This is a genomic window from Bradyrhizobium sp. USDA 4341, from assembly GCF_054063755.1.
In genome coordinates this window covers 7,303,685-7,328,854 of sequence record NZ_JBSSGO010000002.1, presented here as the reverse complement: position 1 = coordinate 7,328,854, position 25,170 = coordinate 7,303,685, and the positions used below count along the sequence as shown (strand labels likewise).

Sequence of the window (25,170 nt, the reverse complement as noted above, 5' to 3'; positions counted from 1 at the left end):
GACTGGATTCCTCCTTCGTTCGCGGCATTCGCTCCGCGGCGGCATGGGAGGACTTCGGCGCGACCGCACTTCTGGACGGTTGGCACCTTGCGCGGCAATCACCGGCCAACGAGAGGATGCCTATCCAGCCGACAGGCGTATTGATCTTTCGTCGTGCATCTCGGCTTCTTCCAGCACATCGGCCAGATGCACAGCGCGTGAACTGTCTTAAAACGCGAAAAACCTTGCATTGTCGTGGCTTGACGACACTACAGGCTCAACAGCCTAGCAGGACCGACCGCGGATTAAGACGAATTGGGGGAGTTTCCAAATGTCAACTTCGCTAGTCTGTTCGGCCAATTCAGCCGCTCTCGCCTGCGATTTCGTTTCACTCGCGCGGTTTGGCGCAATCGCTCCGGCAGGCGGCGGCCTCGGCCCACAGATGCATCAGCGCGCTGCCAAGGCTTTCAACCTTGTTGGAAATCGCGGAGCCGACATGCAGGGTCTTTTGAACGGTGTCGCCGGCGGACGCGATGCGCGGCAGGCCGCCTATCCGATGACGATAGACCGGCAGACATTGATCGCCTGCCACTATGCTCCATCCTGGCATTTCCGACTTTTCGAATTCACGTCAAAGCGGCCGCCCACCGAGCCACATGGTCAACCGTGACACGCTCAAGTCCTGCCGAGGATGGACGAGAGGCAATGAATGCGAATTCTCCTGGTTGATCATCATGCGGACTTTGGCCGCGCCGTGAAGGAAGCGCTCTTGAATTGCGGCTTCGCCGTTGATGTGACGCGCACACTGGATGAGGCGTCGGCCGCGCTGGAATGCGCGAACTACCACATGGTCCTGCTCGAATCTGTCTTGCCCGACGGAGACGGACTGGATTGGCTGAAGCAGTTGCGGCGCGAGGGACGATCAATGCCGGCGATGATGATGAGTAGTCTCAATGATCTCAGCCGCCGAATTGCGACTTTCAATGCAGGTGCGGATGATTTCCTGCCCAAGCCCGTGTCTATCGACGAACTCATCGCCCGCATGCGAGCCATCCTGCGACGATCGACGCAAATGACGGCGCCGGTAGTGACATTCGGCAATCTGCATTTCGACCCGATCGCAAGGCAAGTCTCGGTTGGCGGCCGGATACTGAGAATTGCGCGGCGCGAAGTGTGCATTCTCGAACATCTGCTCAACCGCGCCGGCCGCACCGTGCCGCGCACATCGCTGGAAGATAGCTTGTATGCGTTCGACGACGAGGTCTCGACCAACGCGCTGGAAGTCGGGATTTATCGCTTACGCGCGCATTTGAACCAGGCCGGTGCGACGCTCAGGATCAAGACCGCGCGCGGGGTCGGCTACACCCTTGAACTCGTCGGCGCGGCATCGGCTGCCTAGCAATCTAACTTGAAAGCAACAATCCCTTGAAGGTCGTCAAGAATGCTGCCGGCGCCAATCTGCCGCCGATGGTCATGATCGCGCAACGCTCTGCCGCTCTGCCCCGCTTGTGGCACGTCCTGTGCGGACTTGCTCTGCTATTTCCGCTTGCCGGCGCAGCCGAGACAAAACGGGACGGCAAAGGAGAGCCGCCGCCACGTGCGGCGCCTGGCAGCACCACCGGCACGCTCAACCTCACTTCCTCACAGGGCAAGACGGTTCATCTGAACGCGCCGGCAGCGAGCATTTTTGTTGCCGACCCGGCGATCGCGGACTATCAGGCGCCATCGAGCAGCACGATATTCGTATTTGGTAAAAAATCCGGACGAACCAGCCTGTTCGCCTTGAACGAAAACGGCGAGGCTCTCGCCGAGCTGCGCGTCGTTGTCACCCAGCCGATCGAGGACCTGCGTGCCACGCTGAAGGCCGAGATCGGCGATTATCCGATCCAGGTCAGCTATACCCCACGCGGCGCAATCCTTGGCGGTACGGCTCCCAACGCCGATATCGTCGAGACGGCCAGGAAGGTGACCGAGCAGTTTCTCGGTCCGGGTGCGCTGGTCGTCAACAAGATTCAGGTGGCAGGTTCGCTGCAGGTGAATCTGAGTGTGCGGGTGGCAGAAGTCTCCCGCAGTGCCGTCAAGGACCTCAATATCAACTTCACGGCTTCCGGTCCGAACGGCGTTTTCCTTAACACCGGAAAAAGTGGCGGTTCCGGGCCGGCCCGCGGCGGCGGCACGATCGGCATCGGGTACAGCGCTGGCAATACCAACCTGAGCGCTATTCTCGACGCACTCGCCAGCGAGCACCTCGCCTCGATCCTGGCTGAACCGAACCTGACCGCCATGTCCGGGGAATCCGCAAGTTTTCTGGCAGGTGGCGAATTTCCGATTCCGGTGATGCAGGACAACCGGCAAGTCTCGGTCCAATTCCGACAATTCGGAATCAGCCTAGAGTTCGTCCCAACCGTCCTCAGCAATAATCAGATCAATATCCATGTGAAGCCTGAAGTCAGCGAACTGTCGAAAGAAAGCGAGGTCAACGTCAACGGAATAAAGGTGCCCGGCCTCTCCACGCGTCGTGCCAGTACTGTCGTCGAGCTTGCCAGCGGTCAAAGCTTCGCCATTGGGGGGCTCATCAGGCGCAATTTCAGTACCGACATCGACACTTTTCCTTGGTTAGGCGATGTTCCGATCCTTGGTGTGCTGTTTCGCTCCTCTTCATTTCAGAAGCAGGAGACCGAACTGGTCATCATTGTCACTCCCTACATCGTCCGACCGGGATCTGGCCCGGGCAAGATGAGCGCTCCAACTGATCGCATCGGGCCGCCTTCGGACGCAGGGCGCACCCTGACGAATACGCTGGCTGGTTCATCGAAGGGCCGTGAGGCGGCGCCCGGCACGGCCAGATCGGGTGCAACCGTCGGTGCCGGCTTTATCATTGAATGAGGACTGCCAATGACCTTGCGACACCTATGGCTTTTGATCGCAGTTGCGGCGGCCCTTGGCGGATGTGCAAATAGTGCTGCGATTTCTTCCGGACCGGCTGGACAAGCGGCTCGGGTGGAGCAGAAGACCAGTGTCCTGCTGCTTCAAAATCTTCGTCGCAACGAGAGGTACGGCCTGCGGGATTTCATTGCGAATGCCAGCCGCGGCCGGCGCGATGCACTCCAACTCGACGTCGCCGGCTCACCGCGGCTCGTAGCGCAGGTTGCCCATGAGGCGCGCGCGATGGGCCTTGCCCCCTACAATATCCGCCTGTCCGCCTCTCCCGTCGATCTACCCGCACATTTCGGGGTCCGGATCGAGGCAATTACCTACGAAGCACATCCTGCCGTCTGTCCGCCGCTCGCTGTCACCGGCCCTTCTCTAGGCGACAATTCGTTCGATCCAACGCTTGGCTGCTCAGTCCGCAATAACCTCGCAGTCATGGTCAACGATCCTGGCGACCTGCTAGGCAATGGCGCCGTCATGCCGACCAGCGGTGATCGTGCAGTGCTTCCCATCACAGCTCGTGGGCCCGCGGCGGCGACGGGCAATCGCAGCAATTTGGAGGATGGAACCAAAAACAGGGGGGCGCCAGAAACCCAATAAGCGGCTCGCAACATCCGGGCAGGACGAACGACGCTGGACACTCTGGTTTCCATATCAGTCTTGCGATGGGCCGACGAGGCTCCTGGAATCCTGTCTTTGCTCGGCCGTTGTTTTTGGATCGCGCAGCTTGTACCAGGTTCTGCGACATAGGGTCTTTGCCCGAAGGTCTGAGCGTATCGACGCTATACAAGGCCGGCGGCAAACACCGCCTTTGCGACTCTCTCGAAACAATCCATCGGAACGGCCTTGCCCATCGCACCTTTGCGGATCAGCTGCCGCGCCAACACATGATCCTCGACAATGCTCAGACGCTGGGCCCGCGCCTGCGCCAGTAACTGTGACGCCACCGCGCCTTCACCGCGGCACACCAGCACCGGGACGCCTGTCTCGCCCCGAACGTAGCGCAGCCCAATCACCGTCGCCGGTCCACTCAGTATCAATGTGGCCCGGTGGATGCCGAGCGGAGACTCGTTCGCCGACTCGCGACGGATCCTGCGGTGTTCACCCTTGATGTGCGGATTACCATCCTGTTCCTTGGACTCGCGCTTGGCCTCGCTCTGCGTCATGCGCATGTCGCGCAGGAACAACCAACGCTGAATGAGCAGATCGGCGAGCCCACCAATCAAAAAGGCGCCGGCAGCAATCGTTATCAGTACTTTCAGCTCGTTAAAGACAAAACCAAGGCAGCTTAAATCGCACACCGGTAAATAGACCAGTGCCCTCCAACCTGCGAGCACAGTGAAGAGGAACGTGGCACCAAGAACCAATACTTTGACGAGGGACTTTCCAAGCTCGACAAGCGAGCGCTGGGAGACAATCCGCTTCAGCCCTTTGACCGGATCCAATTTCTCAAAACTGGGTTTCAACGGCTCGACGGAAATCGTCAACCCGCCGTTGGCCAAGACGCCGGCCAAGATGGCCGCAACCAACGCCGCACCCAGGATGGGAGCTACGGCTGCCATAGAAAGGTCCATCAATCCGACCAACGCCTGCCCGACCGCGCTGTTGAACGGCCGGCCCTGCAGCTTGTCGATGAGCCGCACGGCTTCGCGCCATGCGTCTACGATCGAGCCCGCCCTGAAGCACAGGCAGCCGAAACCAGCGCAAAGGCTTGCCGCGGTCACAAAGTCGGCGCTGCGCGGGCTCTGCCCTTTCTTACGCGCGTCCCTCAGCTTCTTGTGACTTGGTGGAAGCTTTTTCTCTTCACTCGTGTCGTTCATTTCAAGAACTTCTCGAGCCACTCCAGCACACCGTCGAACTGAACGATCTCGGCTCCCATATATTCGATCAGGAAGACGGCGTAGCTCACCATGATGATGCCAAAGGCGGCATTCTTGATAGTCGGAGAGAGATCGTTCAGCTTGATTTGTGGCGCAAAGCGCCCGAGCAGCATGAGGGATACGTCGATCAGAAGCAGCAGAGCCAGCACGGGCCCGGCGACCAGGAGGGTCGTATGCATGATATGGTCGAGAAGCTTGATAAACTCCATTGCCCCCTGCTCGGTCAGGGGCGGTAGCAGTCGATACACGGGCCAGATCAGATAACTTCCGTAGAGGCACCTGACCATTGTCTGCAGGCCCCCCGATACAACGAAGATCGTAACCGCCGCAGTTCCGAGAAAGAGCCCCATTGCGGAGGTTTGACTGCGCGTCGCAGGATCGTCTACCTGGCTTGAGATGCCGCGCTGGGTATCAATGATGTCACCAACCGCTTGGATGCTCCAAAGTGGTATGCTGAGCAGAAAGCCGAATAATAGGCCGATAAATATCTCTTTCACACCGAGGAGCGCGACCGCAATCATACGGGTGCCGGGATCCAGCGTCTGCAAGCCGCTCTTGATTTGCATCAAGCAAGGCAATCCAATCACAACCGTCGCGCTTGCGCGGATCATCCCGCTAATGTGCGGCCGGGTGAATACCGGATGAACCAGCATAATGCCAAGCGCCCGGGCCGCGCCAAGTCCGGCCGCAACGACGAATTCGACGGCAGTCTGAACCAGACTTTGCGTCTCGGTGGGTGACAACGCATCCATTTGAGCTCAGCGCGCCGCTCGCACTCTGCTGGTCATCTACCTCGTGTCCTAGCGGTTGTTGCAGAGCGACATACCTAGCGCCAGGCCAGGTCATGAGCTTTAACTCTCCGCAGCCACGGCCGTCGCCAATAAGGTATGACCATTTCAAGATAGGACCCGCCGAATAGCGCCGCTGCAAGGCCAGCAAGCCAAGCTCCTTCGGGTCTCACCGGCCGCAGGGCGGTGCTGATGATCTGGAGCTTCGGAGCTTCCATCAATTTCAACAGTTTGCGGCGATCGGTCTCGGGCGGCACCTTCATCGCGGCATGATCCATCAGAACGTCAAAACCGTGCGGCCGCTTGAGATCAAAGCGGTTCGCCTGTCCCCCTAGTTGATAACTCGCCAGGTTAGACATCGAGGGCCAGGCCTTACCGCAGGTCATTCCATCGTGAGCAAGATTTGAATTGAGTGGATGTCAATTTCAGATGAGATCATTCTTCCTCCGAAGGCCCATCGAGCCGAACAGGACAGTTTGGATATCTATCTGTCCCATGCTAGTGAGGCGAGCTTTCGGTAAGCTGACGAAACTCGCCTCTTCTGGTCACGGTTCACAATGAGGACAGACAAACGCGACGCCATAGCTTAGGCTTGGTCAGCCTTGCGTTCCCCGCACTAATACCTCGCTGTGAGCGCGGGGAACTCAGTGAAGATATGCTGGGCTTGTTCGATTAGCGGCGCGCTCAGCACCGGGGCAAACAGAACGAGCACCGCGACGACGACGAGGAGCTTCACTGTCAGTGGCAAGGTTTGATCCTGCAGCTGGGTTGCTGCCTGCACGATGCCGATACCCAATCCGGCCACGAGAGCTGCCAGGAGCGGCGGCAGAACCCAGATCATGAACAGGACAAGTGATCGGCTCAGGTGGGTGAGGATGCTGGCTTCGTCCATCTCAACCTCCGGGCGTTGCGTAGCTTAACACCAATCCGTGCATGAGCCGCGACCAGCCGTCGATTGTGACGAACAGAAAGAGCTTGAAAGGAACGGATATCATTGTTGGTGACACCATTGACATGCCCATGGCCATCAGAATTGTCGTCACGATCAGGTCGATCGTGATGAACGGAAGATAGAGAAGGAAGCCAATCTCAAATGCACGCTTAAGTTCCGAGATCAAAAAGGACGGCACGAGAATTGCTAAATCATCAGCTGATGCGTTGCCGCGCATCTCATCCGACCAGATATGTTCCGTCGATGACAGGAAGAACGTGCGCTGTTCCTCAGTGGTGAACTTTTTGAGGTGGGCGCGCAGCGGCTCGCTGCCCTCCTTGGCGGCGATCAACCAGTCGTCGGCGGTTTGGTAGCGGAGTTGCGGATCGGTCACGCGATTGTAAGTCTGCTCGAACACTGGAGCGCCTATGAACACGGTAAGAATCAATGCAGCGCCATACAGGACGATATTCGGCGGTATGGACTGAGTTCCAAGCGCGTTGCGAACCAGGAAGAGAACGACAGAAACCTTTATGAAGGCGGTCGTTGTGACGACTGCGAACGCTAGCAGGCCAAGGCCGACCGTCGCCGCAAGAAGCGCAAGGATGCTCGGTTGAATGTCAACCATTGACTGCCAACCTGCTACGTAACCGGATCCCAAGCGCCTCACCGATGCGCACGATGTCGCCCCGGCCGATCAATTGACCGTTGGCTACAATATCGACTGGACCGTCCAGGGGCCGCCCAAGTTCGAACACGTGTCCCTCGTTGATGCTTCTCAACGTACCCAGCGGGATAGGCCAGCGGCCGCATTCAAAGACAAGCGTGATCTCAACACTGTCGATGTCGGCTTCCGAGGGCGGGATTGCTTGTTCCGTATGGGAGCGTATCGTCATATCTACATACCTTAGAGGATGGGGCTGCAGGCGGAATGGTCCGCGAAGGACAAGTCTGTCGTCCGCGGCCTGCGCCGGCGCCCACAACTTGTCCGCCGTGAGGATCAGCTGGCTATGGGCAAAGGGAATGACGTCGGGCAGCAGTGCGTCGCCGGGCTGTGCTTGGCGAAGGAGCCTGACAGGCGCCCGCAGCGAGCCGATCTCTCTCGCAATCACGACCGGCAATTCCGACGAAATCTTGCCTTGCTCTCGCGGTAATTGGCCAATCAACTCGCCCAACAAGCGGAACGCAGAAGGAATCAGACCGTCAAGAGGCGCGAACAAGAACAGGCGGGCCTTTCCTGCCAGCGCTCCGATGGCAACATCGAGCTCCAGATAGGGGTCTTTCGCCGTTGCGTCTTCGATGCGGATCAGCTGCACATTCGATGCGAGCACGTTCTCTAATCCAACGATCCAGGGTGCCAGTGCAAGCTCGAGAACGAGCGAGCGGGTGGGGTCGGAGGGTAAAGTAAGGCCCTGCTGGACTGTTGAAATCAGTGTCTCGACGAGAAGGCGAGGCAAGGACAAAACAGCTGTCTCGCCTCCGGCGCGAAATACGCAGTCGAGCATCGACATGGCATATGGCTCGGCCTGCCAGACAAGCCGGCTCACACGGATGGATAGCGGCTTGTCGCCAAGGCGGCTCTGCAGGACGGTGCGCCGTGCGGCAATCTCGTTGACCCACGAGACCACTTCATGCGCGAGCTTCACCGCTGGCTGAAAGAGTGCGGGTTCAGCCACGGCACTTACCGACAGGTTGCACAGGCGCAGTTCGCGACGTCATAACAGAACCAGCCATTAGAATGCCCCGCCGATCGTCTGGCTGCGCGAACCACCCTGATATCGGAGCAAAACTTCATCGTCGGCGTCGATTTCGGCCGCAGACTCCGAACGGACGGCGGTCGCGCGCTGGACATTTCCCTCAATCTCTTGCCATTTCTGGCTCGCCGCCGAACGCCCGGCCCATAGTGCCCGCGCTTCATTCACCGCCCGCTGGGTCTCCTCGTGCGCGATGCGTGCCTGCACAAGCGCCTGACGCGCCGATTCGATCTCTGCTGCCAGTCGCCCAAGGACGAGGTGACACCGTCGATCGAGTTCGGTCACGGACGTTGTCTCGAGCTGCGCCAGTTCCCGATAAAGTTCAGCTTCGACCTTGGCGCGATGCTTCTGCGTGGCTTCAAGATCCTCAGACGCCCGCTGCAGCGCGTCGGCTGCAATTCGGCGCTTGTCTTCCATGCTCGACAATTCACGAAGCGCGCTTCGCTCCCTCATGTCTTTCACCAGCCGCAATTTCGACGCTTGCACAGGATTCAGGCCGTGAGACGCGACATCCATGAAACGGTCTCCTCAAAGCTGGACGGCTCGTCCTGTCCCTGGCGCAAGAATGCGCGCAGTTCCTCGATTGACTCGATTGCCCGATCAGTCAGCGGGTCGCTGCCGGGCTTGTATTCACCGACCTTGATCAGGAACTCAGCTTCATTGTAGCGCGAGAGCAGATCGCGGAAGACGGAGGCCGCCTTGCGATGCGGCGCGGAGGCGACCGCATCCATGACACGACTTCGGCTCGACAGCACGTCGATGGCGGGAAAATGCTCGCGCGAAGCCAGTGCGCGCGAAAGAATGATATGACCATCGAGGATGCCGCGCGACTCTTCGGCGATCGGATCGCCCGTGCCGTCACCTTCAACAAGCACTGTATAGAATGCCGTGATGGAGCCCCGCTCCCCCATACCGGCACGTTCCAACAGACCGGGCAGCAGCGCAAAGACGGAAGGAGGAAAGCCGCGCCGGGTCGGAGGTTCTCCCGCGGCGAGGCCGATTTCGCGCATCGCACGGCTAAAGCGCGTCAGCGAATCCATCATTAGAACGACCTGCAGTCCTTGATCACGAAAATACTCCGCGAGTGCGGTCGCCATATGAGCGCACTGCGCCCGCTCCATTGCGGATCGATCGGATGTCTCAACGACAACGATCGTGCGCGCAATGGCATCTCCAAGATGACGCTCAATGAATTCACGCACCTCGCGGCCGCGCTCTCCTATGAGGGCAACTACGGTGACATCAGCGGCCGCCCCTTTTACAATTTGTGACATCAGCGTCGACTTACCGCACCCAGCATCTCCATAGATTCCGATCCGCTGACCTTCGCCACACGTCAGAAGCCCATCCAACACGCGAACGCCGAGAGGAAATGGTTGCTCGATGCTACGCCGTTTCATCGGGTTGGGTGCCCTGCCGCGGAGCGGACAAGTATGGACCGTCTTTATGGGCCCCTTGCCATCGAGTGGACGGCCGAAGCTGTCGATCACGCGACCGAGCAGGCCGGGCCCGACTGACACTTCCTGCATGCGCCCGGTTGGGACCACTTCCGCGCGGTGTGACAGGCCCACCATATCGCCGATAGGCGTCAGCAGAACCCCATCCGGCAACAAACCGATGACTTCGGCCTCAAGCGCCCATCCGGATGCGTGATCCTGCAACAGGCAAAGTTCTCCGACACGGGCCCCTGGTAATACGGCATGAAGTAACGTGCCGATCGCCCGCGTGATCCGTCCCCGCACAGCCCGCGTATCGACGTCCTTTGCTGCGGACCTTACAGATGCCAGCGCCGCATGCAAATCTCCTTCTCCGGCCGCTTGATCATGGTCTGATCGTTGCATCGTCACGATTCGCCTTCCTGAGAGGACGGATCAAGCCTGAGACGCAATTTGCGGAGCTGTGCGGCAAGTCCTAAATCCACATTGCCGAACTCGCTCCACAGAACGCACTGGTCAGGCCCCATAGCCGGGTCCGGATCAATTCTGACTCTCGGCCGACCATCCGTCCCGTCGAACGCCTGGAATTCATGTCTTAGTGCATCAGCGTTCACAGGAGACACGTGAAGGCATACTTCTGCGCTGCCATATCTTTGCTCGACGGCGTGACGAACGGTCCTTACCAGCATCTCGCCGGGATCAAAGGAGCCCAGCAGGTCGGTCAATATCTCAAGGACGAGCTGTGGCAACTCCTGCTGCAGAACGGCTTTTCGTCGGGCCACATCGGAAGCAGCTCGGGCGATCAGCTGTGCCATTTCGTCCGATCCTGACCTAAGACCCTCGGTGTGGCCGCGCTCCCGCTCTTGCTGATGGGCTTTGCTTGCCCAGCTGCGAACCTGCCGCAGATAGCGGTCGGCTAGCGCACGCGTCTGCACCGCATCGTACCAGATGCCGAGTTCCGCGGCTGGTATGAGTGGACCAAGCGGCCGTATCCGTGGGCTGTCTGGCCGGGCTATTTCATCGGCCGTCATGCCGCTGGCGCCTCGCTGGCCAAGTGGGCTACCACCAAAGACAGCAAACGACTCGCTGCGTTGTGGTGTTCGGCTGCTGGGGATTCGGCGGCGGTCCCCACAGGTAAACGGAAAAGGACGCGCACACGGTCAAGCTCTGATGCGTCCTTGAGCCAGGCACCAAGGCAGGCATATCCGTCATGTTCAATCTGGCTCGATAGTTTATGCGGATCGACAATCGATGTGGTCGCGACCGCGCCAGATAAGTGTCGGATTGAGAAAGCATGTGCTTCCGCACCAATATTTTCGATCAGAATCGCCACATCATGCTTTGACACAAGCTTCAGCACCGAGCGGGCGTGCCAGATACTGCCAGCGAGCAGGGCCGCCCGACGCGGATCATGCCCGAGCAGAACGTCCCTGCCCCAGTCAGTTCCGTTCGAGGCCTCCTCACTTTTCAGCAGCAATTCGGCCAGTCTTTGCTGCAGCCTCGGAGTCTTCTGCAACTGCAGTACTGTGGCCTCCGACAGGAGCCCATCAAGATGGCCGGCCAAACGGCTGGGATGGATCAAGGCGGCAAGCTCGCGCAGGCGATCGGAATGCGCGTTGAGTAAATGATTTTGGTCGGGGGATACCATCGATACGGACCTGAATGCCCGCCTACTTCGCATCGGAGGAGAGCTTTTTGCCGACGGACTGGACCGCTGGCTTGCTGGCACCACTGCCGAGATTCATCAGCTTACGCCAGGATTGGCGAAGTTGGCCCCCACGTGCGCTCAGCAGTACGCAAGATAGGATGCCCAATACGGCGAGCGCACCTCCTGCGCCGATCGCAATGGGAGCCGAGACGAACCTGGTTGACTCGTTTGAAGCTGCCGCTGGCGTAACCGAGGCCTCATGCTGAGTCCGCTCAACGGGCACGAACACGACCGCCACCTTGTCGTATGATAGACCTTCGATGCTGTTGGCGACGAGCATCTTGATCTGGGGCAGCAAGGCTGAGAGCTTCGCGTTGGAGGCGTGCCGAATGAAAACCGACGCCGAGGACGGGGTTGCATCCTGCCGCAAAAGATCATTCTTCGGCAGAACGACATGAACACGGGCGGAGAGAACCCCATCAATATCGTTGATCGTGCGCGACAATTCTTCGCTGAGGGCATAGACGTAGCGGGCCCGCTCCTCAACCGGAGAGGCAACGAGCCCCGACCCCTTGAACACCTCACCAAGGCTCTTGAAGGGCTGGCGCGGCAAGCCCTGGTCATTTAGCAACTCGATGGAATAGGCGAGCTGCTTTTCTTCGACCTGAATGGTGCTCGTCCCATCCTTGCCGATAACCCGGATGGCATCGACACCCCTGCTCAGCAGCAGCCCAAGCATCTCGTTGGCGTCACGCTCCTGAACTTTGGTATACAGATCGGTTTTGCAACCGGTGAGCATCGGTAAAAGCAGCAGCAGAACAAGAGCATGAAGCCGCTTGCTCGCGGGCCGACCGTTACCGATCTTGCCTTTCGTCAAGACAGCCAACGGCCCGCTCAGCCTGCTGATAGAAGCTTATTCAGAGATGAACTGACGGCACCTGTCCCTTTGGAGATGAGCGAAACCTGGACGACGCCGTTGTAAACATCGCGCAAATTCGTCAGCGCCGAATCGAAATGATCCGCACCTTCCGGCTTGCCCGCCGGATGCACCTCGACTTGCTGCGGCCGCAGCAGCGGTTGCGCGGCCGGCCCAAGCTGGAAACTCTTCGCGGGATCAGCGTCGCCGACGAGTGCCGGCGAAACTGCACCTCCAGGAAATGGTTTGCCCTGGTGGATAGCAGAAATGCTCTGAAGGACGCGATCGCCAAGCGGGCTCGCCGGCGTGACTGCGCGCTGCACTTCCGGCACCGATGACACCGGCACGCGCTCGGTCACAGAAGAGGCGCCCCCCTGTTTCAAGGCGGCCTGCGCGAGATTCTCGTGAAACTGAGCGTGTGCCAGCGAACAGCCGCTGGAGGCACACTCGACGGGGTTGGCGGAGACCGACGCAATTCCAAGCAACATGGGAGAAATCATTTCTGTCACGTTGTGAGATTAGCCATTCGCTGGCATGAATGGGCTGGCACCCTAGAGAGGCAAGCTGACCAAAAGCTGACGAGCATCTGTCATCGAATGATCACGGTTGGCTTCCAATTTCCGGCGAAGCGTCGGCCTCCAAATTTTGGGACGAATTCCAGTGCTTAGTCTCAAGTAGAAGAAAATCGCAGAAATGCTCATCTCGTCTATAAGGCTGCATATCTTGAAGAAAGTTCTCTATGTTGGTGTTTTCATTTGCTTGGGCGCCATCAAGGCGCTCGGCGCCCCGCTGGCGCTGCCGTCGACGCCGTATAGTTACACAGTGCTGGATCAGGACCTCGCGGCCGCGCTGCAGGAGTTCGGCAACAACCTCAATATCAGAGTCAATATCAGCACCGGGGTGAAGGGACGAATTCGCGGGCGAATGCCGGATCTCCCACCGCGCGAGTTCCTCGAACGGTTGACCAATCTCTACAATCTTCAATGGTACTACGATGGGCTGGTGCTCTACGTATCTGACGCGCATGAGGTGCAAAGCCGCCTTCTGGTCTTGAGTCCGATCAGCTTCGACGCATTCAAGGCGGCGCTCGACGCACTCAACATCTCGGACGACCGCTACCTCGTGAGAGCCGTACCGGGAGATGGCCTCGTCTTCGCGTCCGGTCCGCCTCGCTTTATCGCACTTGTGGAGCAGACACTCAAAGGACTGGTCGCGGAGGCACAAGCGCGACGAAACCCGAACGGAGCCGAAAAGCCACCGCGTGAGTCGGTTTTGATGCTGTTTCGCGGATCTTCCAGCGTGGTCGTTCGCGAAGGACGCCCCAATGACGCTCCTTCGCCCGCACTATCACATCAAGACGGCGCGGTTCACGCACCTGATACTGGCAAGAAATGAACGGATAATAACAGATAGGTTGGGAAGAGATGTAATTTCTACTCATGCCCTCTGTCAGCTTTTCGAAAGCCGCTGCTGTCATGATTAGAGGGCGGCTGTCCAGCGGCGATGCCGCAGGACAGGCAATAAACGTCCGGGCCCGCACCACGGGATGCGCGAGGCGGAATCCGGGCAAGCAGTATCCGTGACCCGCCTTGCAGCCTTAGCGCTTCATGCGAGCCTTTGAATGCTCTACGAAGTCCGTCATGAACTTCGTCGCATCGGTTGAGAGCCGTTTTGTTGTGCAAAAGGAGAAACAGGATGGACTTCAATGCGCTAAGCGGAGCAGACAAGAGCCCACCACCCCACTCGGCCTCATCGCCCGCCGATCGAAGTGAGTTTGAGCGTGAACTGATAGCGTTGCATGAAATGCCCGAGTACAGTCAGGACCTGATTTGGCAGGAGCTTGGAGGCCGACCGTCGCATGTCGAGCCATCATTGATCGGCGGCGAGCAGTCCAATTCCCGCCGAGCGGTCGCTCAAGATCGCGCGGACGCCTCCGATTTCGGCAACGACCCTGTTTGGCAAGATCTTGAGCCTGGACCCATGCAGGCGGGGTCGCCTCACGCCGGACGGCCCCAAGGGCGGCCCGCGCTGCCCGCACGCATCGCGCCGCCGGAACTTGGCGATTTCGTCATGGCGAACGGATATCTCGCCAGGGACAACTGGGTCTTCATCGGCCAAACAGATACGCCTGCTCAGATCGAGATGTTGATCAGCACGCGCGAATCCTGCGAAGAGCGGCAGACTCGTTGACCTGGCTGTCGCAGAGGAGAGCGACCGAGCACCCAAGCAAGCCGATGCCGAATTGAGGACACGTCGTCGCCTTGAGCGACGCCATTTCGCAACTAATTGTGAAATCCTCTGAGCGCCGTCAGCTTCTCGAAAGCTAATCGATCCTACCATACGGCGTGAATATCTAGACGGCGATGTGCCTATAGATTGTAGCGAAACTGAGCGCTGGGAGCGCTGTGCAATCGGAAGCAAGCGGTAGGAGCCATTGAAGCCTATCGACATTTCTTGCTCGTTGTTCGCCGCGATCTCAGGCTGCGCCACATAGCCAGTTTGTGGTGCGATCTCAAATCAGAGGACGTATGATGTCAGTCAACAATCTGCCGCTAACCACCAGCTCGAATTTGGCTTTGTCGGGGCTAGCCTCCGGGCCCTCGCCGGCGCGTGACTTTTCAGGCTTTGAGGCGGTGCTGGTCAGTTTGTCGTTGAAGGGCACGACTGACGAGCATTCCCCACCGCAGGGTCCGGCGGCCGAGGACTCGGCCAAGCAACTCACGGAAGAACTCACGCGAGAGGTGCGGAACATTATCCCGCCGGAGATCAAGGCCGCACTGGACGCATGTCAGGAGACCCCCGAGCCGTCCTCCGAGGAAGCCTCCTCCCCTGCGAACACCCCAAAGATCGCAGAAGCTCCCGTACAAAGCTCCAGAATCACGTGGAACAGCGGCACCCCGACTGAGGCCGAGCTGCAGATTGTGTCGGTGCTGATCCGACACAAGGACAAATGCCCTCTGGATTGGAAATCTCTGGGAGATTTGGCCAACGATCCTTCCACACCGCCGGATCTAAAGGCGGCGATCGAGGCACTGCAGCGGGACCCCGAGCTCTTCTACGCGATAGGCTCGCAAGGCGACGGCCACTGCGGCGGCAACATCAAAGCAGGTGATCTCTCCGGCTTCTCCGATCACCACCCGCAAGTTGCTGAGTTCCAGGAGCAGCGGGCAAAGAACTATACGCAAAACTACATCCCCTCCGACGGCAGCGGGAATGGCGAGCCATCGGTTATGATGCTGAGCGATGCATTGCGCGAGCTCTATCGCTATTCCGACAACCTGCCCAAGAACCTAAGCCTTTCGGATTTCAAGCAGATCATCGACGGCGAAGCTAAGACGGGCAAATGCCCGCCGCAGGTTCTCGCGGCCGCTCAATACTTCCTCGACCATCCGGATGAATGGAAGCAGTTGTACGGCGGCTCGATAGACAAGGTCCACAAAGAGGACTTCCTGCAGGTTGCTTCATCATCTGTGAATCTCACGAAAGCCGAGCTCGATACGCTCGACACGATCAGCAAGAGCCAAAGCGCCTTTTTCGGGAAGGGCGATCTCACGCGGGAAAAGCTGGCGAGCATGGCCGATGACAAGAGCCTCGCGCCCGAGGTGCGAAAGGCGGCCTCCCAGCTGCTGTCCGATCCTGTGCTGTTCGGGTTAATGAACAACGCGATTACGGGCTACAAAACCCACCACAAGTTCTTCGACTTCGGCGGCGGCCATACGGTCGATTCCGGCAATATCAGCAAGAGCGACTTCAACCAGTTCTTCAGCAACATGTCCGGTGCGAACCGCACCGTTCAGCATGTGAAGACGCATGCCGCCCGAACTGCCGCCGAGAAGGACGCGGTCGCGGACATGACGATGGGCGTGGCAGACCAGCCCGACATCAAGTCTCCCAAAAAAAACGGTGGCGCCTTCATGCACGCAATCAATGACGTGCTCAAGGTTGGCTCGAAGGTACTCGACTGGGCCGCGACAGCAGTCGGTGTACTTAGCTTCATTCCAGGCTTGGGCGAATTGGCCGATCTGGCGTCAATGGTGCTCGAATCCGAAGCGCAAGCTGCAAATCTTCTTCACACCGCCATCAGCGGTGGCAACATAAAGCAAGCGCTCGAAGAAGCTGGCCTGAACCTTGCGGCACAGGCGGTAGGCTGCATCGGCGGCCCTGAGGTCAAATTGGCAATGCGAGAAGGCTTGGTGAAGCAGGCAATTCAAGAAGCGGCCACGGCGGGGGTCAACCTCCCGGTTTCGGTAGCCCAGTCCTACGCGGAGGACTACCTGAACAACTTGAAGGCTCGCATCGAGTCCGAACGCATGCAAGCTGCAGGTGCTAACGCCTAGCCGGATCGCACTCTCCGTCAGGATCACGCTGAAAACGCCAGTCGAGCTTGTGCGGCTTACGCGCGGTCGGGTCTCCCTGCCGAGCAGTCGGTCCGCGCAAGCTCTACCATCCTCGATACCGTCCGCCGGATCCGAAGAACTTGTCTCGCTCTTCACTGCGCACAATTTATGCGGGCCCCGCTCGATCGCACGAGGCCGACCTCAAATCCAGTTTTCCGCTGCGAAGGTCAATCAACTGCATACGCAGCCCGGCAAGAAGGTCGATGCATTAAAACCGGCGACAGAACCGGTCAGAGCCGCGGAGCCTGCCGGCTTGCGCAAGGATCAGGAGCACGCTGATTGCGGAGCGCCAGGGCGAAGGACCGGTTCTCGAGCGACAGGCTGCTGTTCGCTCTGTATGATGGCGGGCCCCGATTGACGGATCCTTCATGAGCCCTCCAGGACCGAGGGATCGTCCTTGACCGCTGAATCACCGTCAATCTGGCTTTCCACCCCGCTCCAGACCAGGTCAAGCTCTGTCCCGCTGCGCCCGGCCGCAAGCAAATTGTCGAAAGACCCCGCGGGCATCGAAAGTGACGTCAGCCCGAGATTGCAGCACATCGACTTCAAACGCGATCTATTAATGGTCGCGTTAACATCCGCCTGTTGAAGCTTTCAACTTGATGAGCAGCGATCCGACCCGAACAAGCTCCACAAACGAACGTTTGTCCTGGTACATACCATCTGATCTGCGGCTTTCGTAGATCCAGCATTGGCACATGTCATTTTTTAGAACTCGTCAGCTTTTCGAAAGCTAACGTTTGCACATTGGTGGGCGGAGACTACCTCCCTTGGCACGATCGAATTGACATAGGAGACCCCGATGCGCGTTACGAGCTCTAGCCCCGCTGGGCACGTTGATGCCGACCTCCATGCGGCTGGCGGCAAAAGCAGCGGCAAAAAAGGATCTCACAAACCTGACGAGCGCGATGATCATGACCGATCGCCAGATGCGAACATTCCCGTAAGCGGCGGCGCGTCCACTCCAGGCGGCACCTCGCGAGAAGCCGCTATGCAGCAAGCATTCAGCGTCGCTCTGGGAGCCGTTGCTCTGCAGTTTGCAAATAGTGCAATGGGTCATTTCGACGACGTCATGGCTGAAACAGAAGAGGATTCCTGACGTCGCATGTTGCGGCATCAGGAAAATAGGAGCCGCACGTTGCGGCGAAATTCGAGCACACAGGAGAACTAGTATGACTAAGAGTGTTGGTGCGTCTCATACCTCGACTGCAGGTGGTGCAGCTGGCACCGTTACTGCTGCCGCCGGCTCCGCGACTGCTGAAGTTGCCGGCGAGGCGGCATTCCAACGGCAAATCGCCGCTCTGACTGCCACAAGCACCAAGGCTGCTGAAAGGGATGTGGAACTTCGCGTCGTCTCGACCGAGCTCTCGACCGTCAAGAAAGCAGCCGACGAGCGGGTGCAGTAAGGGATGAGGCGGGGCGATGTACGTCGCCCACTTTCCCGGGCTGCTTAGTCCGTGAAGTCTCAACGGGCCGTACGGTTTTGCCGTACGGTTCCGTTCGCTGTTCAGGAGAGCGACCGTGAGTGAACCACATTGCCAGCGCTTCGAAGTGCTGCTGGGGTGCTATTCTGGACTGACAGGGAAAGTGGGGGTCGGATCGTGTCTGATCGGCAGCAGCCTCGATGCTGATTTAATCTTTGTCGAACAAGGCCTCGAACCGCACCATCTTCGTGTCACCCCACATTCCAATTCGATCGAGATTGAGGCCCTGGCGAGCGACGTCCGTGTCGAAGGGCACGACACTATTTTGCCTAACGAGCCCGTCGTTGTCCCTCTTCCTGCCGTCCTGTATGCCGGCGAAATGTCGATCCAGTGGTCTATCGAGGATCTCGAAAAAGCTGGCTCTATCGATCGCCGGCGTGTATCGCTCGCCGGACTCGTCATGGTCGTTATCAGCCTTGCCGCGGTTGGTACATTCTCGACCAGTTTTGTACAGACCGATACGGCTACAGTGCCAAGTCCGCCTCCTGCTGCCGACGTTGCCCCCAAGCTGGTGCTCAACGCTCCTGATGCTCTGGTCACCGATGCAACTGCGGGGCTGCTGCAAGAAGAAGTTGACAGAGCAGGCCTTGTCGGCATCAAAGTCGGTTCTGGGGCCGGCGTTGTCACCGCCGATGGCAGCGTTACGCCCGCTGCACTTGCCACGTGGCAAGACATTCAGCAACGGTTTGATCGCGATAGCAACGGCGCTTATGCGCTCGTCAATGCAGTCGTCGTCAAGGATGAGAAGACACCCTCCGCAGTTGGACTCCAGGCTGTGTGGCGGGGCAGCGACCCTTATATCGTCATTGCTGGTCAGAAATATTTTGTTGGCGCGCTCTTGAGCAATGGATGGACCGTCAGTGGGATTGAGGAAGGGCGTGTTCTGCTGAGCCGGAATGGCCGGCTTGCCGCTCTATCCTATTAGCGCTTCAGGCCGCAGGTAAGGAAGCAAAGTGCCATGACTAGGCTGCCCCCGAATCCCGTCGAGCCTGGCACCTCTTTTCAGGGACCAAACGTTGATAATCATGCATCTGCCATCACGCCGGACAATTCTCGAGCCAAGTCCATCGGCGTCGACCGGACGCGTGGCAATGATGACAAGAGCCACAGCGCAACTTCCCGGCATGACGATGCGCCGGACCGCTTGGTTGACGCCACGATCGACAGCGTGCTCGAGCTCGGTTCGATCAATGCGATTTCGCGCGTCAATCTCGACGAGGCCCGCGCCCAACCAGGTCAGATCGAGCCAGGCTCGGAACTCGCTTGGCTTAACGGGCCTAATCTCGCGCATAGCCTGCTCTCTTTCGTGACGCCGCGGCTACGTCATTCGCACGTTCTGCGTCCTGATCAACACGGCCCTCTTTTGGAGCGTTTAGCCAATACGCTATCTGCCGCGCCAGAGGATTTGTTGGCACGTGAAGGAGCCGCCCTTCTGCAGCGGGAGCTGCAGCGGTTAATCTTGCTCCGGCAGAGCCACAACGGCTTGATCAAAGGCTAGCAATGGCCGAGCTAGACAAATTGCAGCACGTCACATCTACACAGCCGCCAAACGTTTCCGAAGCTGATGCTCTCGAGCTGGTCTCGGGGCCGGAGCGAGATTTGCTCTGCGTGCTTTCTTATATCTATCTTTCGTGCGGGCAGAGCGCAAAGAGCCTGGCTCTATTGCGGTTGGTTGCTCACGAACAGTCTCGAGACATCGACCTGCTGCGGATCCTGGCCTACGCTCTCATCTCGGAGCGTCGCGGTGACGAAGCACTGTCGGTATTGGATCGGCTTGACAAACTAGATGACGAACCGTCCTCATCTCTGCCCTTGATGCTGATGCGTAGCCACGCGCTTCGCCACGCCGGCCGCATGACCGAAGCGCAAGCCACCTTCAAGCGCTATGTTTCATTGCGGGCCAACACAGCTGCAGCTAGGCAACAATAAGGCTTTTCATGGCCAACGTTCTACGAAATCTCATTACGCGCGCGCCCGCCCACCCGGATTTGATGGTCGCGCTGATGCTTCTTCTGGCGATCGGAATGATGATCATGCCGATCCCGATCGTCGTGATCGATATGCTGATCGGCTTCAATCTGGGCTTTGCCATATTGCTGCTGATGGTTGCCCTGTATCTCAACACGCCACTCGACTTTTCGTCGCTGCCGGGCGTCATCCTGATCTCCACTGTTTTTCGTCTCGCTCTTACCGTTGCAACGACGCGGCTGATCCTGTCCGAGGGTGACGCCGGCAGCATCATCCATACGTTCGGCGATTTCGTCATATCCGGCAACATCGCCGTCGGCATTGTCATATTTCTGATCGTAACCATGGTGCAATTCATGGTTTTGGCCAAGGGCGCCGAACGAGTGGCTGAGGTGTCGGCGCGCTTCACGCTCGATGCGCTCCCGGGCAAGCAGATGGCGATCGACGCGGAGCTGCGCAATGGCCATATCGACCAGCACGAAGCCCGCAGCCGACGCGGCGCGCTGGAGCAGGAAAGCCAGCTTCACGGCGCGATGGACGGCGCCATGAAATTCGTGAAGGGCGACGCCATCGCCGGACTCATAGTCATCTGTATTAATATGCTGGGTGGCATCACGATCGGCTCGCTCTCCAGGGGCATGTCTCTTGAGGAGGCGATGCATCAATATACTATCCTGACAATCGGTGATGCGCTCATTTCGCAGATCCCAGCGCTGCTGCTGTCAATTACAGCCGCAACCATTGTCACTCGTGTCAACGGTCCTTCCAGACTCAATCTCGGCGCCGATATCGTCAACCAGCTTACGGCTAGCACGCAAGCGCTCCGGCTGGCCGCCTGCGTCCTGCTTGTGATGGGGCTCGTTCCTGGCTTCCCTTTGCCCCCCTTTGTCATACTGGCCGCACTCTTCTCCGCCGCCAGCTTTGTCAAGGTTGGCGTGCCAGAGAGCAAGATCGCTCCAAAGGCCGGCGTCAATCCCGCCGGTTCGGCTCCCGCTTCCACGCAGGGTCAGAAGCAAACTGTGCCGGCCGAAGCACTTCCGATTACGCTGTTGCTGGCGCCGAACCTGATGAAGGCAATAGATGTGGGGGAACTCGAGCAGTGCGTCGCACGGGTTTCAGCACTGGTCTCAGCTGATCTGGGTATCACAATTCCACGCATTCCCGCCCAAAGCTCCAACCACCTGGCCCGATCGCAATTCAGTGTGGCCGTCGAGGGCGTACCCGTAGAAGAGGGCGCTATTGACCCGACAAAGCTCTTGCTTGACGACGACGTAGCGAACATCGAATTGAGCGGCATCCCGTTCTGGCAGGATCCAGACACGAATCGGATCTGGATCGAACAGGGCCATGCGGCTGCTCTCAAGGCGGCCGGCATAGGGCATCACGGTCCGAGCGAAATCATCGCCTTGCGCGTCCGGTCCACGTTGACGCGCTATGCACAGCGCCTCGTTGGCATTCAGGAGACGCGTCAGTTGCTTGGCCGAATGGAGCAGGAATATGCCGATCTGGTGAAGGAGGTGCTGCGCACGACACCGATCCCTCGGATCGCGGATGTCCTGCGTCGTTTACTGGACGAGGGCATCCCGATCCGGAACACCCGCTTGGTTCTGGAGGCACTTGCGGAATGGAGCGAGCGGGAGCAGAACGCCGTGCTGCTCACCGAATATGTGCGTTCTGTTCTGAAGCGGCAGATCTGTCACCGCTATGCCAACGCGCATCGCGTTGTGGCCGCCTTTATCGTCGAGCGCGAGACTGAGGATATCGTGCGGGGTGCCGTGCGTGAAACCGCCGTCGGCCCATACCTCGTTTTGGACGACCGGCAAAGCGAGATGCTGCTTTCCCAATTTCGCCAGATCCATTCGAGCATCGCGCGCAGCCAGAACCAGCCAGTTATTCTGGGTTCGATGGATATCCGGCGTTTCGTTCGCGGCTTTCTCACGCGCAACGGAATCGACCTACCTGTCCTTTCTTATCAGGATCTCGCCGCAGATTTCACGGTCCAACCGATCGGATCCGTGAAGCTGGCAGCTGCCAAGGACAAGAGCCCTTCCCCGGGCAGTCTCCTGAGCGCTGCGAGTTGAGACGGCACAGCAGATCATCGTGAGCAGGTTATGAATTCAAATGGGACCAGACGTCGGCGGCGCTTGTGCTTCGTTAGTCCAGGCCCATGGTCGGCTCTGCCTGCGATGCTCACTATTGTGATGCTCACCGGTTGCGCGAGCCCGTCCGATCTTTCACGCCAGCAGTGGTCCACGTCAGACTTGGCAGGCGGCAAAGAGTTTGATCCCGCCATGCACGAGCGCATCTCGCGCGCTCTCGTTCATGCCGATGAGCAGAGTCTGCGCGCGACCCTGGACCAACAACCGGACAACGTCAATGCGGCAATTTCGCTTGCACGCGCCTTGTTGGCGCGCAACTCCTCAGATGAGGCACTTCAGGTACTCAATGAGGTACTGTTGGCAGCCCCCGGCGACCTGCGCGCATTGAATGCAAAGGGCGTCGTGCTCGATCAACAGGGGCGCCACGAGGAGGCGCAAGTGCTATACCGTCAAGGCCTCGCGATCGAGCCCACAAATTCAATGTTGCGCAACAATCTCAAGCTGTCGGCCGCACTTGAAGGCAAGACGGGTAGCCGAAACTCCAATCAGGAGTTGCAAACTGGCGACCAGTACGCGTTAGCCAGATCGAGATCTCACAGCCAACAGCGGTAAATCGCGGATGCCTACCATGTCGGTCGTCTGACCGACAGACAGCTGGATAATGATCACGTGCAGAGATTACAGGGCACATTTGCTTTCGAACGATGTTGTCGCGAGGAGCCCAACTTTATCGCGTACAATCGCGAGAGACGAGCGCCATCTCCTGGCTGGATGGCGTGAGCCGACACGCGCTCGCCTGGACGGAGCAGGCCTCTACCCTCAATTAGAAGCCAATAGGTTCAAACCGATCTTTCACACGACTGCCTAACCAGGTCATCCAGCCACAATTCCATATCTTGAATTTACCCATTCTCGGGTAGCGGATCTTTGAATCGTCCGGCCACTTCAACGAGGACACGCAGTCGAACAATCAAAATATCTCTCAAGCTCCGCAACTGCACGGTCTTCCCAATCTGCAGCTTGCGCCAGCAATGAGCCCCCTTGGATTGGCCGAAATGCGGCAGCCTGCCGGCACAGGCACGCTATCGCACGATAGCGGCGCACGTTTTTCATAAGGGCCAGTCCGGTCATGTGCAAATATTTCCCCTGTGGTCCCAGGTGAGAACTTGCTGCATAACAGTTTTTGATCCGTTAGCGGCAAGGACGAAAGGCGTGTGGCAGATTCTTGCCGGCTTGACAGCCGATGAACTTTCCCGAGGAGGACATCTTCCATCAAACGCGTCTCGGCGATGCCGGCCAAGGTCGCCGTTGCTCCGCGTTTGCTCGGCAACAAACTCAGCCAGGCAAGAGTATAGATGACGAACAGGATCGAGCGCGCTTCTCGGCTTACACATCAATCAAGCGACCTGTAATGCTGGTTGGCTTCCAATGCGAAGTCACAAGCGGCCAACGCGTTGTCAACCCCTCGACGAGGCCAAGGATTGGGATCGACTCCGACGCAGTTTGACATCCCTTGGTGCCAGTCCGAACCTCGGTCCCATGGCACACGACAGGGCTAATTCTGCGCGGTCCAGGCTGACCGATCCCTAGCCCGAACCAGCGGCGTCGCTGGAGCTGGGGACACTAAAAGTACCTGTCAGCATGACAGCCCCGAGGAGGCTGCACTCTCAACGTCGGCGCATCATCTTCCCCCTCCAATTGAGAGTCGGGTTTTCGATTTGCAGCCCTGGGCCACAAGCACTTGCTGCCCTTTCGGGTGGCGCTTCGGCCAAGGCAGACGTCTCCGACCTAGAATCAACTCGCCAAAGCATATAGGTGACGGCACGTGTAGTTTGCAGCAGACTGCTGTACGAGCGCTCGATTCACGATGGCACGCTGGAGCGCTCGTACCGCGAATAGGGGCACTCAGATGATCACGCCGGTTCGGCGGCACTGGAGTCCAAAAGAACTATTCAATTCTCTTACGCCAACGATGTTCAACGCTGAGCCGTCGGCTATATGTGCGCGTTGGAACAAATTGTGGCCTGACCTATACACGGAATATGACGCCCGGCACCTGAAACAAGAGTTAGCCGACCGAAACCTCATCGTTAGCGATGAAGCTGCGGCATTCTTCAACGCCTGGGCGATCGACGAGGAGCGCCACACCGATGGCTTCATCCGCACCATTGAACTCGTCGCTAATGGATCCGAAAAGGATCTTCGGGAGAGATTGGACGCTCGGTCGCACGATTTTGGTCCAATCGTTGAGCACCTGAAGGACGAATTCTCCCTCATGGTTATGATTGCGTTTGATGAGATGTGCACTTGCCGTGCCTATGCAGCAGAGAAGCCCTTCTATGACACCCTTGGTAACAACACGTTTCATCACTGGCTGAGGGAGGTGATTGCTGACGAGGCGGTTCACTCGATGAACGCCGTCAATGTTATCCGTGCGCGCTACCGCGACCGCATTGGCCAAGTGGACTCAATTCTCGATAATCTAATCCGCGCGACCGAAAGTCTACGCTATTCCGGCACCTTCGTCCTCGATTACTTCGGCGCAGTGTACTCTAAAGAACTGCTTGCCGACTCTCGCATCGTGACCATGAGAAATATCGCCAGGCCATTCTCTGTGTAGAGCAGAATGTTGACAGCGAGCCTATCGACACTTGAGTCGGCGCCACATCGCCGCCCTTCCCCGTCAATTTCCGTTGTGCCAGTTGGCTCCAGCTTTTCGTTTGCGTTCGAGCGTTTCGAATTTCGACGATCGCATCGGGAACGCCCGATCTTGTACAAGTCCGCCCTAGCTCGATAGATGCAGTTGTCGTCACGCGCGCAGTTGTCGGACCGGCGCACCGGCGATTTTGCGTCGTCGCGGATTTACGAACTGACGAGACGCATTCTAGCGAAAACGTCATCACGCTTCTGGAGATACTAGATCGGGCCACCCCATGTCGAACGAGCTAGATCCGCGACT

The 25,170-nt window shown here is 58.5% G+C and carries 27 protein-coding genes; 14 read left to right on the top strand and 13 right to left on the bottom strand.

Features of this window, described 5'->3' with window-relative positions; translation table 11 throughout:
* Nucleotides 1-367: 367 nt before the first annotated feature.
* Nucleotides 368-571 carry a hypothetical protein gene (locus tag ACVIGB_RS40690; protein ID WP_456718423.1) on the bottom strand — a complete coding sequence of 68 codons (204 nt, stop codon included), beginning with the start codon at nt 569-571 and terminating at the stop codon, nt 368-370.
* 117 nt (nt 572-688) lie between these two features.
* Between ACVIGB_RS40690 and ACVIGB_RS40685 the strand changes: the two genes are divergently transcribed.
* Genes ACVIGB_RS40685 through ACVIGB_RS40675 form a run of 3 tightly spaced genes read left to right on the top strand, consistent with a single transcriptional unit; the run spans nt 689 to nt 3,510 of the window.
* A complete protein-coding gene (locus ACVIGB_RS40685; protein ID WP_163152289.1) occupies nt 689-1,378 on the top strand; it encodes a response regulator in 690 nt (229 codons plus the stop codon).
* Nucleotides 1,379-1,404: 26 nt separating this feature from the next.
* Nucleotides 1,405-2,865: a type II and III secretion system protein family protein gene (locus ACVIGB_RS40680; protein ID WP_456718424.1), complete on the top strand. Its 1,461-nt coding sequence runs from the start codon at nt 1,405-1,407 to the stop codon at nt 2,863-2,865.
* A gap of 9 nt (nt 2,866-2,874) precedes the next feature.
* Nucleotides 2,875-3,510, top strand: a complete 636-nt coding sequence (locus ACVIGB_RS40675; protein ID WP_456718425.1) for a CpaD family pilus assembly lipoprotein — start codon at nt 2,875-2,877, stop codon at nt 3,508-3,510.
* A gap of 182 nt (nt 3,511-3,692) precedes the next feature.
* On the opposite strand, the gene ACVIGB_RS40670 is transcribed toward ACVIGB_RS40675, so the two are convergent.
* The 12 genes from ACVIGB_RS40670 to ACVIGB_RS40615 all read right to left on the bottom strand — a co-directional run bounded on the left by ACVIGB_RS40670 (nt 3,693) and on the right by ACVIGB_RS40615 (nt 12,763).
* Nucleotides 3,693-4,730, bottom strand: a complete 1,038-nt coding sequence (locus ACVIGB_RS40670) for an EscU/YscU/HrcU family type III secretion system export apparatus switch protein (RefSeq protein WP_456718426.1) — start codon at nt 4,728-4,730, stop codon at nt 3,693-3,695.
* Nucleotides 4,727-5,542, bottom strand: a complete 816-nt coding sequence (gene sctT, locus ACVIGB_RS40665; protein WP_456718427.1) for a type III secretion system export apparatus subunit SctT — start codon at nt 5,540-5,542, stop codon at nt 4,727-4,729. The genes ACVIGB_RS40670 and sctT overlap by 4 nt, the downstream gene beginning before the upstream one ends.
* A gap of 74 nt (nt 5,543-5,616) precedes the next feature.
* On the bottom strand, nt 5,617-5,937 hold the full coding sequence (locus ACVIGB_RS40660; RefSeq protein ID WP_456718428.1) for a hypothetical protein: 321 nt from the start codon (nt 5,935-5,937) through the stop codon (nt 5,617-5,619).
* 257 nt (nt 5,938-6,194) lie between these two features.
* Nucleotides 6,195-6,470: an EscS/YscS/HrcS family type III secretion system export apparatus protein gene (locus ACVIGB_RS40655; protein WP_025038819.1), complete on the bottom strand. Its 276-nt coding sequence runs from the start codon at nt 6,468-6,470 to the stop codon at nt 6,195-6,197.
* 1 nt (nt 6,471) lies between these two features.
* Nucleotides 6,472-7,137 carry a type III secretion system export apparatus subunit SctR gene (gene sctR, locus ACVIGB_RS40650; protein ID WP_050420712.1) on the bottom strand — a complete coding sequence of 222 codons (666 nt, stop codon included), beginning with the start codon at nt 7,135-7,137 and terminating at the stop codon, nt 6,472-6,474.
* Nucleotides 7,130-8,185 (bottom strand): type III secretion system cytoplasmic ring protein SctQ, encoded by a 1,056-nt coding sequence (gene sctQ / locus ACVIGB_RS40645; protein ID WP_456718429.1) that lies wholly within the window; start codon nt 8,183-8,185, stop codon nt 7,130-7,132. Before sctQ ends, sctR begins: the two co-directional genes overlap by 8 nt.
* 57 nt (nt 8,186-8,242) lie before the next feature.
* Nucleotides 8,243-8,779 (bottom strand): hypothetical protein, encoded by a 537-nt coding sequence (locus ACVIGB_RS40640; RefSeq protein ID WP_456718430.1) that lies wholly within the window; start codon nt 8,777-8,779, stop codon nt 8,243-8,245.
* Nucleotides 8,755-10,110, bottom strand: a complete 1,356-nt coding sequence (gene sctN, locus ACVIGB_RS40635) for a type III secretion system ATPase SctN (RefSeq protein WP_456718431.1) — start codon at nt 10,108-10,110, stop codon at nt 8,755-8,757. Before sctN ends, ACVIGB_RS40640 begins: the two co-directional genes overlap by 25 nt.
* On the bottom strand, nt 10,107-10,730 hold the full coding sequence (gene sctL / locus ACVIGB_RS40630; protein ID WP_456718432.1) for a type III secretion system stator protein SctL: 624 nt from the start codon (nt 10,728-10,730) through the stop codon (nt 10,107-10,109). Before sctL ends, sctN begins: the two co-directional genes overlap by 4 nt.
* Nucleotides 10,727-11,347: a nodulation protein NolU gene (locus ACVIGB_RS40625; RefSeq protein ID WP_456718433.1), complete on the bottom strand. Its 621-nt coding sequence runs from the start codon at nt 11,345-11,347 to the stop codon at nt 10,727-10,729. The genes sctL and ACVIGB_RS40625 overlap by 4 nt, the downstream gene beginning before the upstream one ends.
* Before the next feature lie 22 nt (nt 11,348-11,369).
* Nucleotides 11,370-12,146, bottom strand: a complete 777-nt coding sequence (sctJ, locus tag ACVIGB_RS40620) for a type III secretion system inner membrane ring lipoprotein SctJ (RefSeq protein WP_456724956.1) — start codon at nt 12,144-12,146, stop codon at nt 11,370-11,372.
* 95 nt (nt 12,147-12,241) lie between these two features.
* Nucleotides 12,242-12,763, bottom strand: coding sequence for a nodulation protein NolB (locus ACVIGB_RS40615; protein ID WP_456718434.1), 522 nt, complete (start codon nt 12,761-12,763; stop codon nt 12,242-12,244).
* Between the two features lie 193 nt (nt 12,764-12,956).
* Between ACVIGB_RS40615 and ACVIGB_RS40610 the strand changes: the two genes are divergently transcribed.
* From ACVIGB_RS40610 to ACVIGB_RS40560, 11 genes are all read left to right on the top strand, one after another.
* Complete coding sequence (locus ACVIGB_RS40610) at nt 12,957-13,658, top strand: secretin N-terminal domain-containing protein (protein WP_456718435.1); 702 nt, start codon at nt 12,957-12,959, stop codon at nt 13,656-13,658.
* Between the two features lie 300 nt (nt 13,659-13,958).
* Nucleotides 13,959-14,453 carry a hypothetical protein gene (locus ACVIGB_RS40605; RefSeq protein ID WP_456718436.1) on the top strand — a complete coding sequence of 165 codons (495 nt, stop codon included), beginning with the start codon at nt 13,959-13,961 and terminating at the stop codon, nt 14,451-14,453.
* 341 nt (nt 14,454-14,794) lie between these two features.
* Nucleotides 14,795-16,600 carry an HrpF/NolX family T3SS translocon protein gene (locus tag ACVIGB_RS40600; protein ID WP_456718437.1) on the top strand — a complete coding sequence of 602 codons (1,806 nt, stop codon included), beginning with the start codon at nt 14,795-14,797 and terminating at the stop codon, nt 16,598-16,600.
* Between the two features lie 862 nt (nt 16,601-17,462).
* Complete coding sequence (locus ACVIGB_RS40595) at nt 17,463-17,759, top strand: hypothetical protein (RefSeq protein WP_456718438.1); 297 nt, start codon at nt 17,463-17,465, stop codon at nt 17,757-17,759.
* Between the two features lie 73 nt (nt 17,760-17,832).
* Nucleotides 17,833-18,066: a nodulation protein NopA gene (locus tag ACVIGB_RS40590; RefSeq protein ID WP_456718439.1), complete on the top strand. Its 234-nt coding sequence runs from the start codon at nt 17,833-17,835 to the stop codon at nt 18,064-18,066.
* Between the two features lie 115 nt (nt 18,067-18,181).
* Complete coding sequence (locus tag ACVIGB_RS40585) at nt 18,182-19,069, top strand: SctD/MshK family protein (protein WP_456718440.1); 888 nt, start codon at nt 18,182-18,184, stop codon at nt 19,067-19,069.
* 33 nt (nt 19,070-19,102) lie between these two features.
* Nucleotides 19,103-19,642 carry a hypothetical protein gene (locus ACVIGB_RS40580; RefSeq protein WP_456718441.1) on the top strand — a complete coding sequence of 180 codons (540 nt, stop codon included), beginning with the start codon at nt 19,103-19,105 and terminating at the stop codon, nt 19,640-19,642.
* A 2-nt stretch (nt 19,643-19,644) separates the two neighbouring features.
* Nucleotides 19,645-20,073 carry a type III secretion apparatus assembly chaperone SctY gene (sctY, locus tag ACVIGB_RS40575; protein ID WP_456718442.1) on the top strand — a complete coding sequence of 143 codons (429 nt, stop codon included), beginning with the start codon at nt 19,645-19,647 and terminating at the stop codon, nt 20,071-20,073.
* Between the two features lie 8 nt (nt 20,074-20,081).
* The gene (gene sctV, locus ACVIGB_RS40570; protein WP_456718443.1) at nt 20,082-22,193 is read left to right on the top strand and encodes a type III secretion system export apparatus subunit SctV; all 2,112 of its coding nucleotides are present in this window, start codon (nt 20,082-20,084) and stop codon (nt 22,191-22,193) included.
* Nucleotides 22,194-22,298: 105 nt separating this feature from the next.
* Nucleotides 22,299-22,823, top strand: coding sequence for a tetratricopeptide repeat protein (locus ACVIGB_RS40565; RefSeq protein WP_244978862.1), 525 nt, complete (start codon nt 22,299-22,301; stop codon nt 22,821-22,823).
* Between the two features lie 1,297 nt (nt 22,824-24,120).
* Nucleotides 24,121-24,831, top strand: coding sequence for a hypothetical protein (locus ACVIGB_RS40560; protein WP_456718444.1), 711 nt, complete (start codon nt 24,121-24,123; stop codon nt 24,829-24,831).
* The last annotated feature ends 339 nt before the right edge of the window (nt 24,832-25,170 follow it).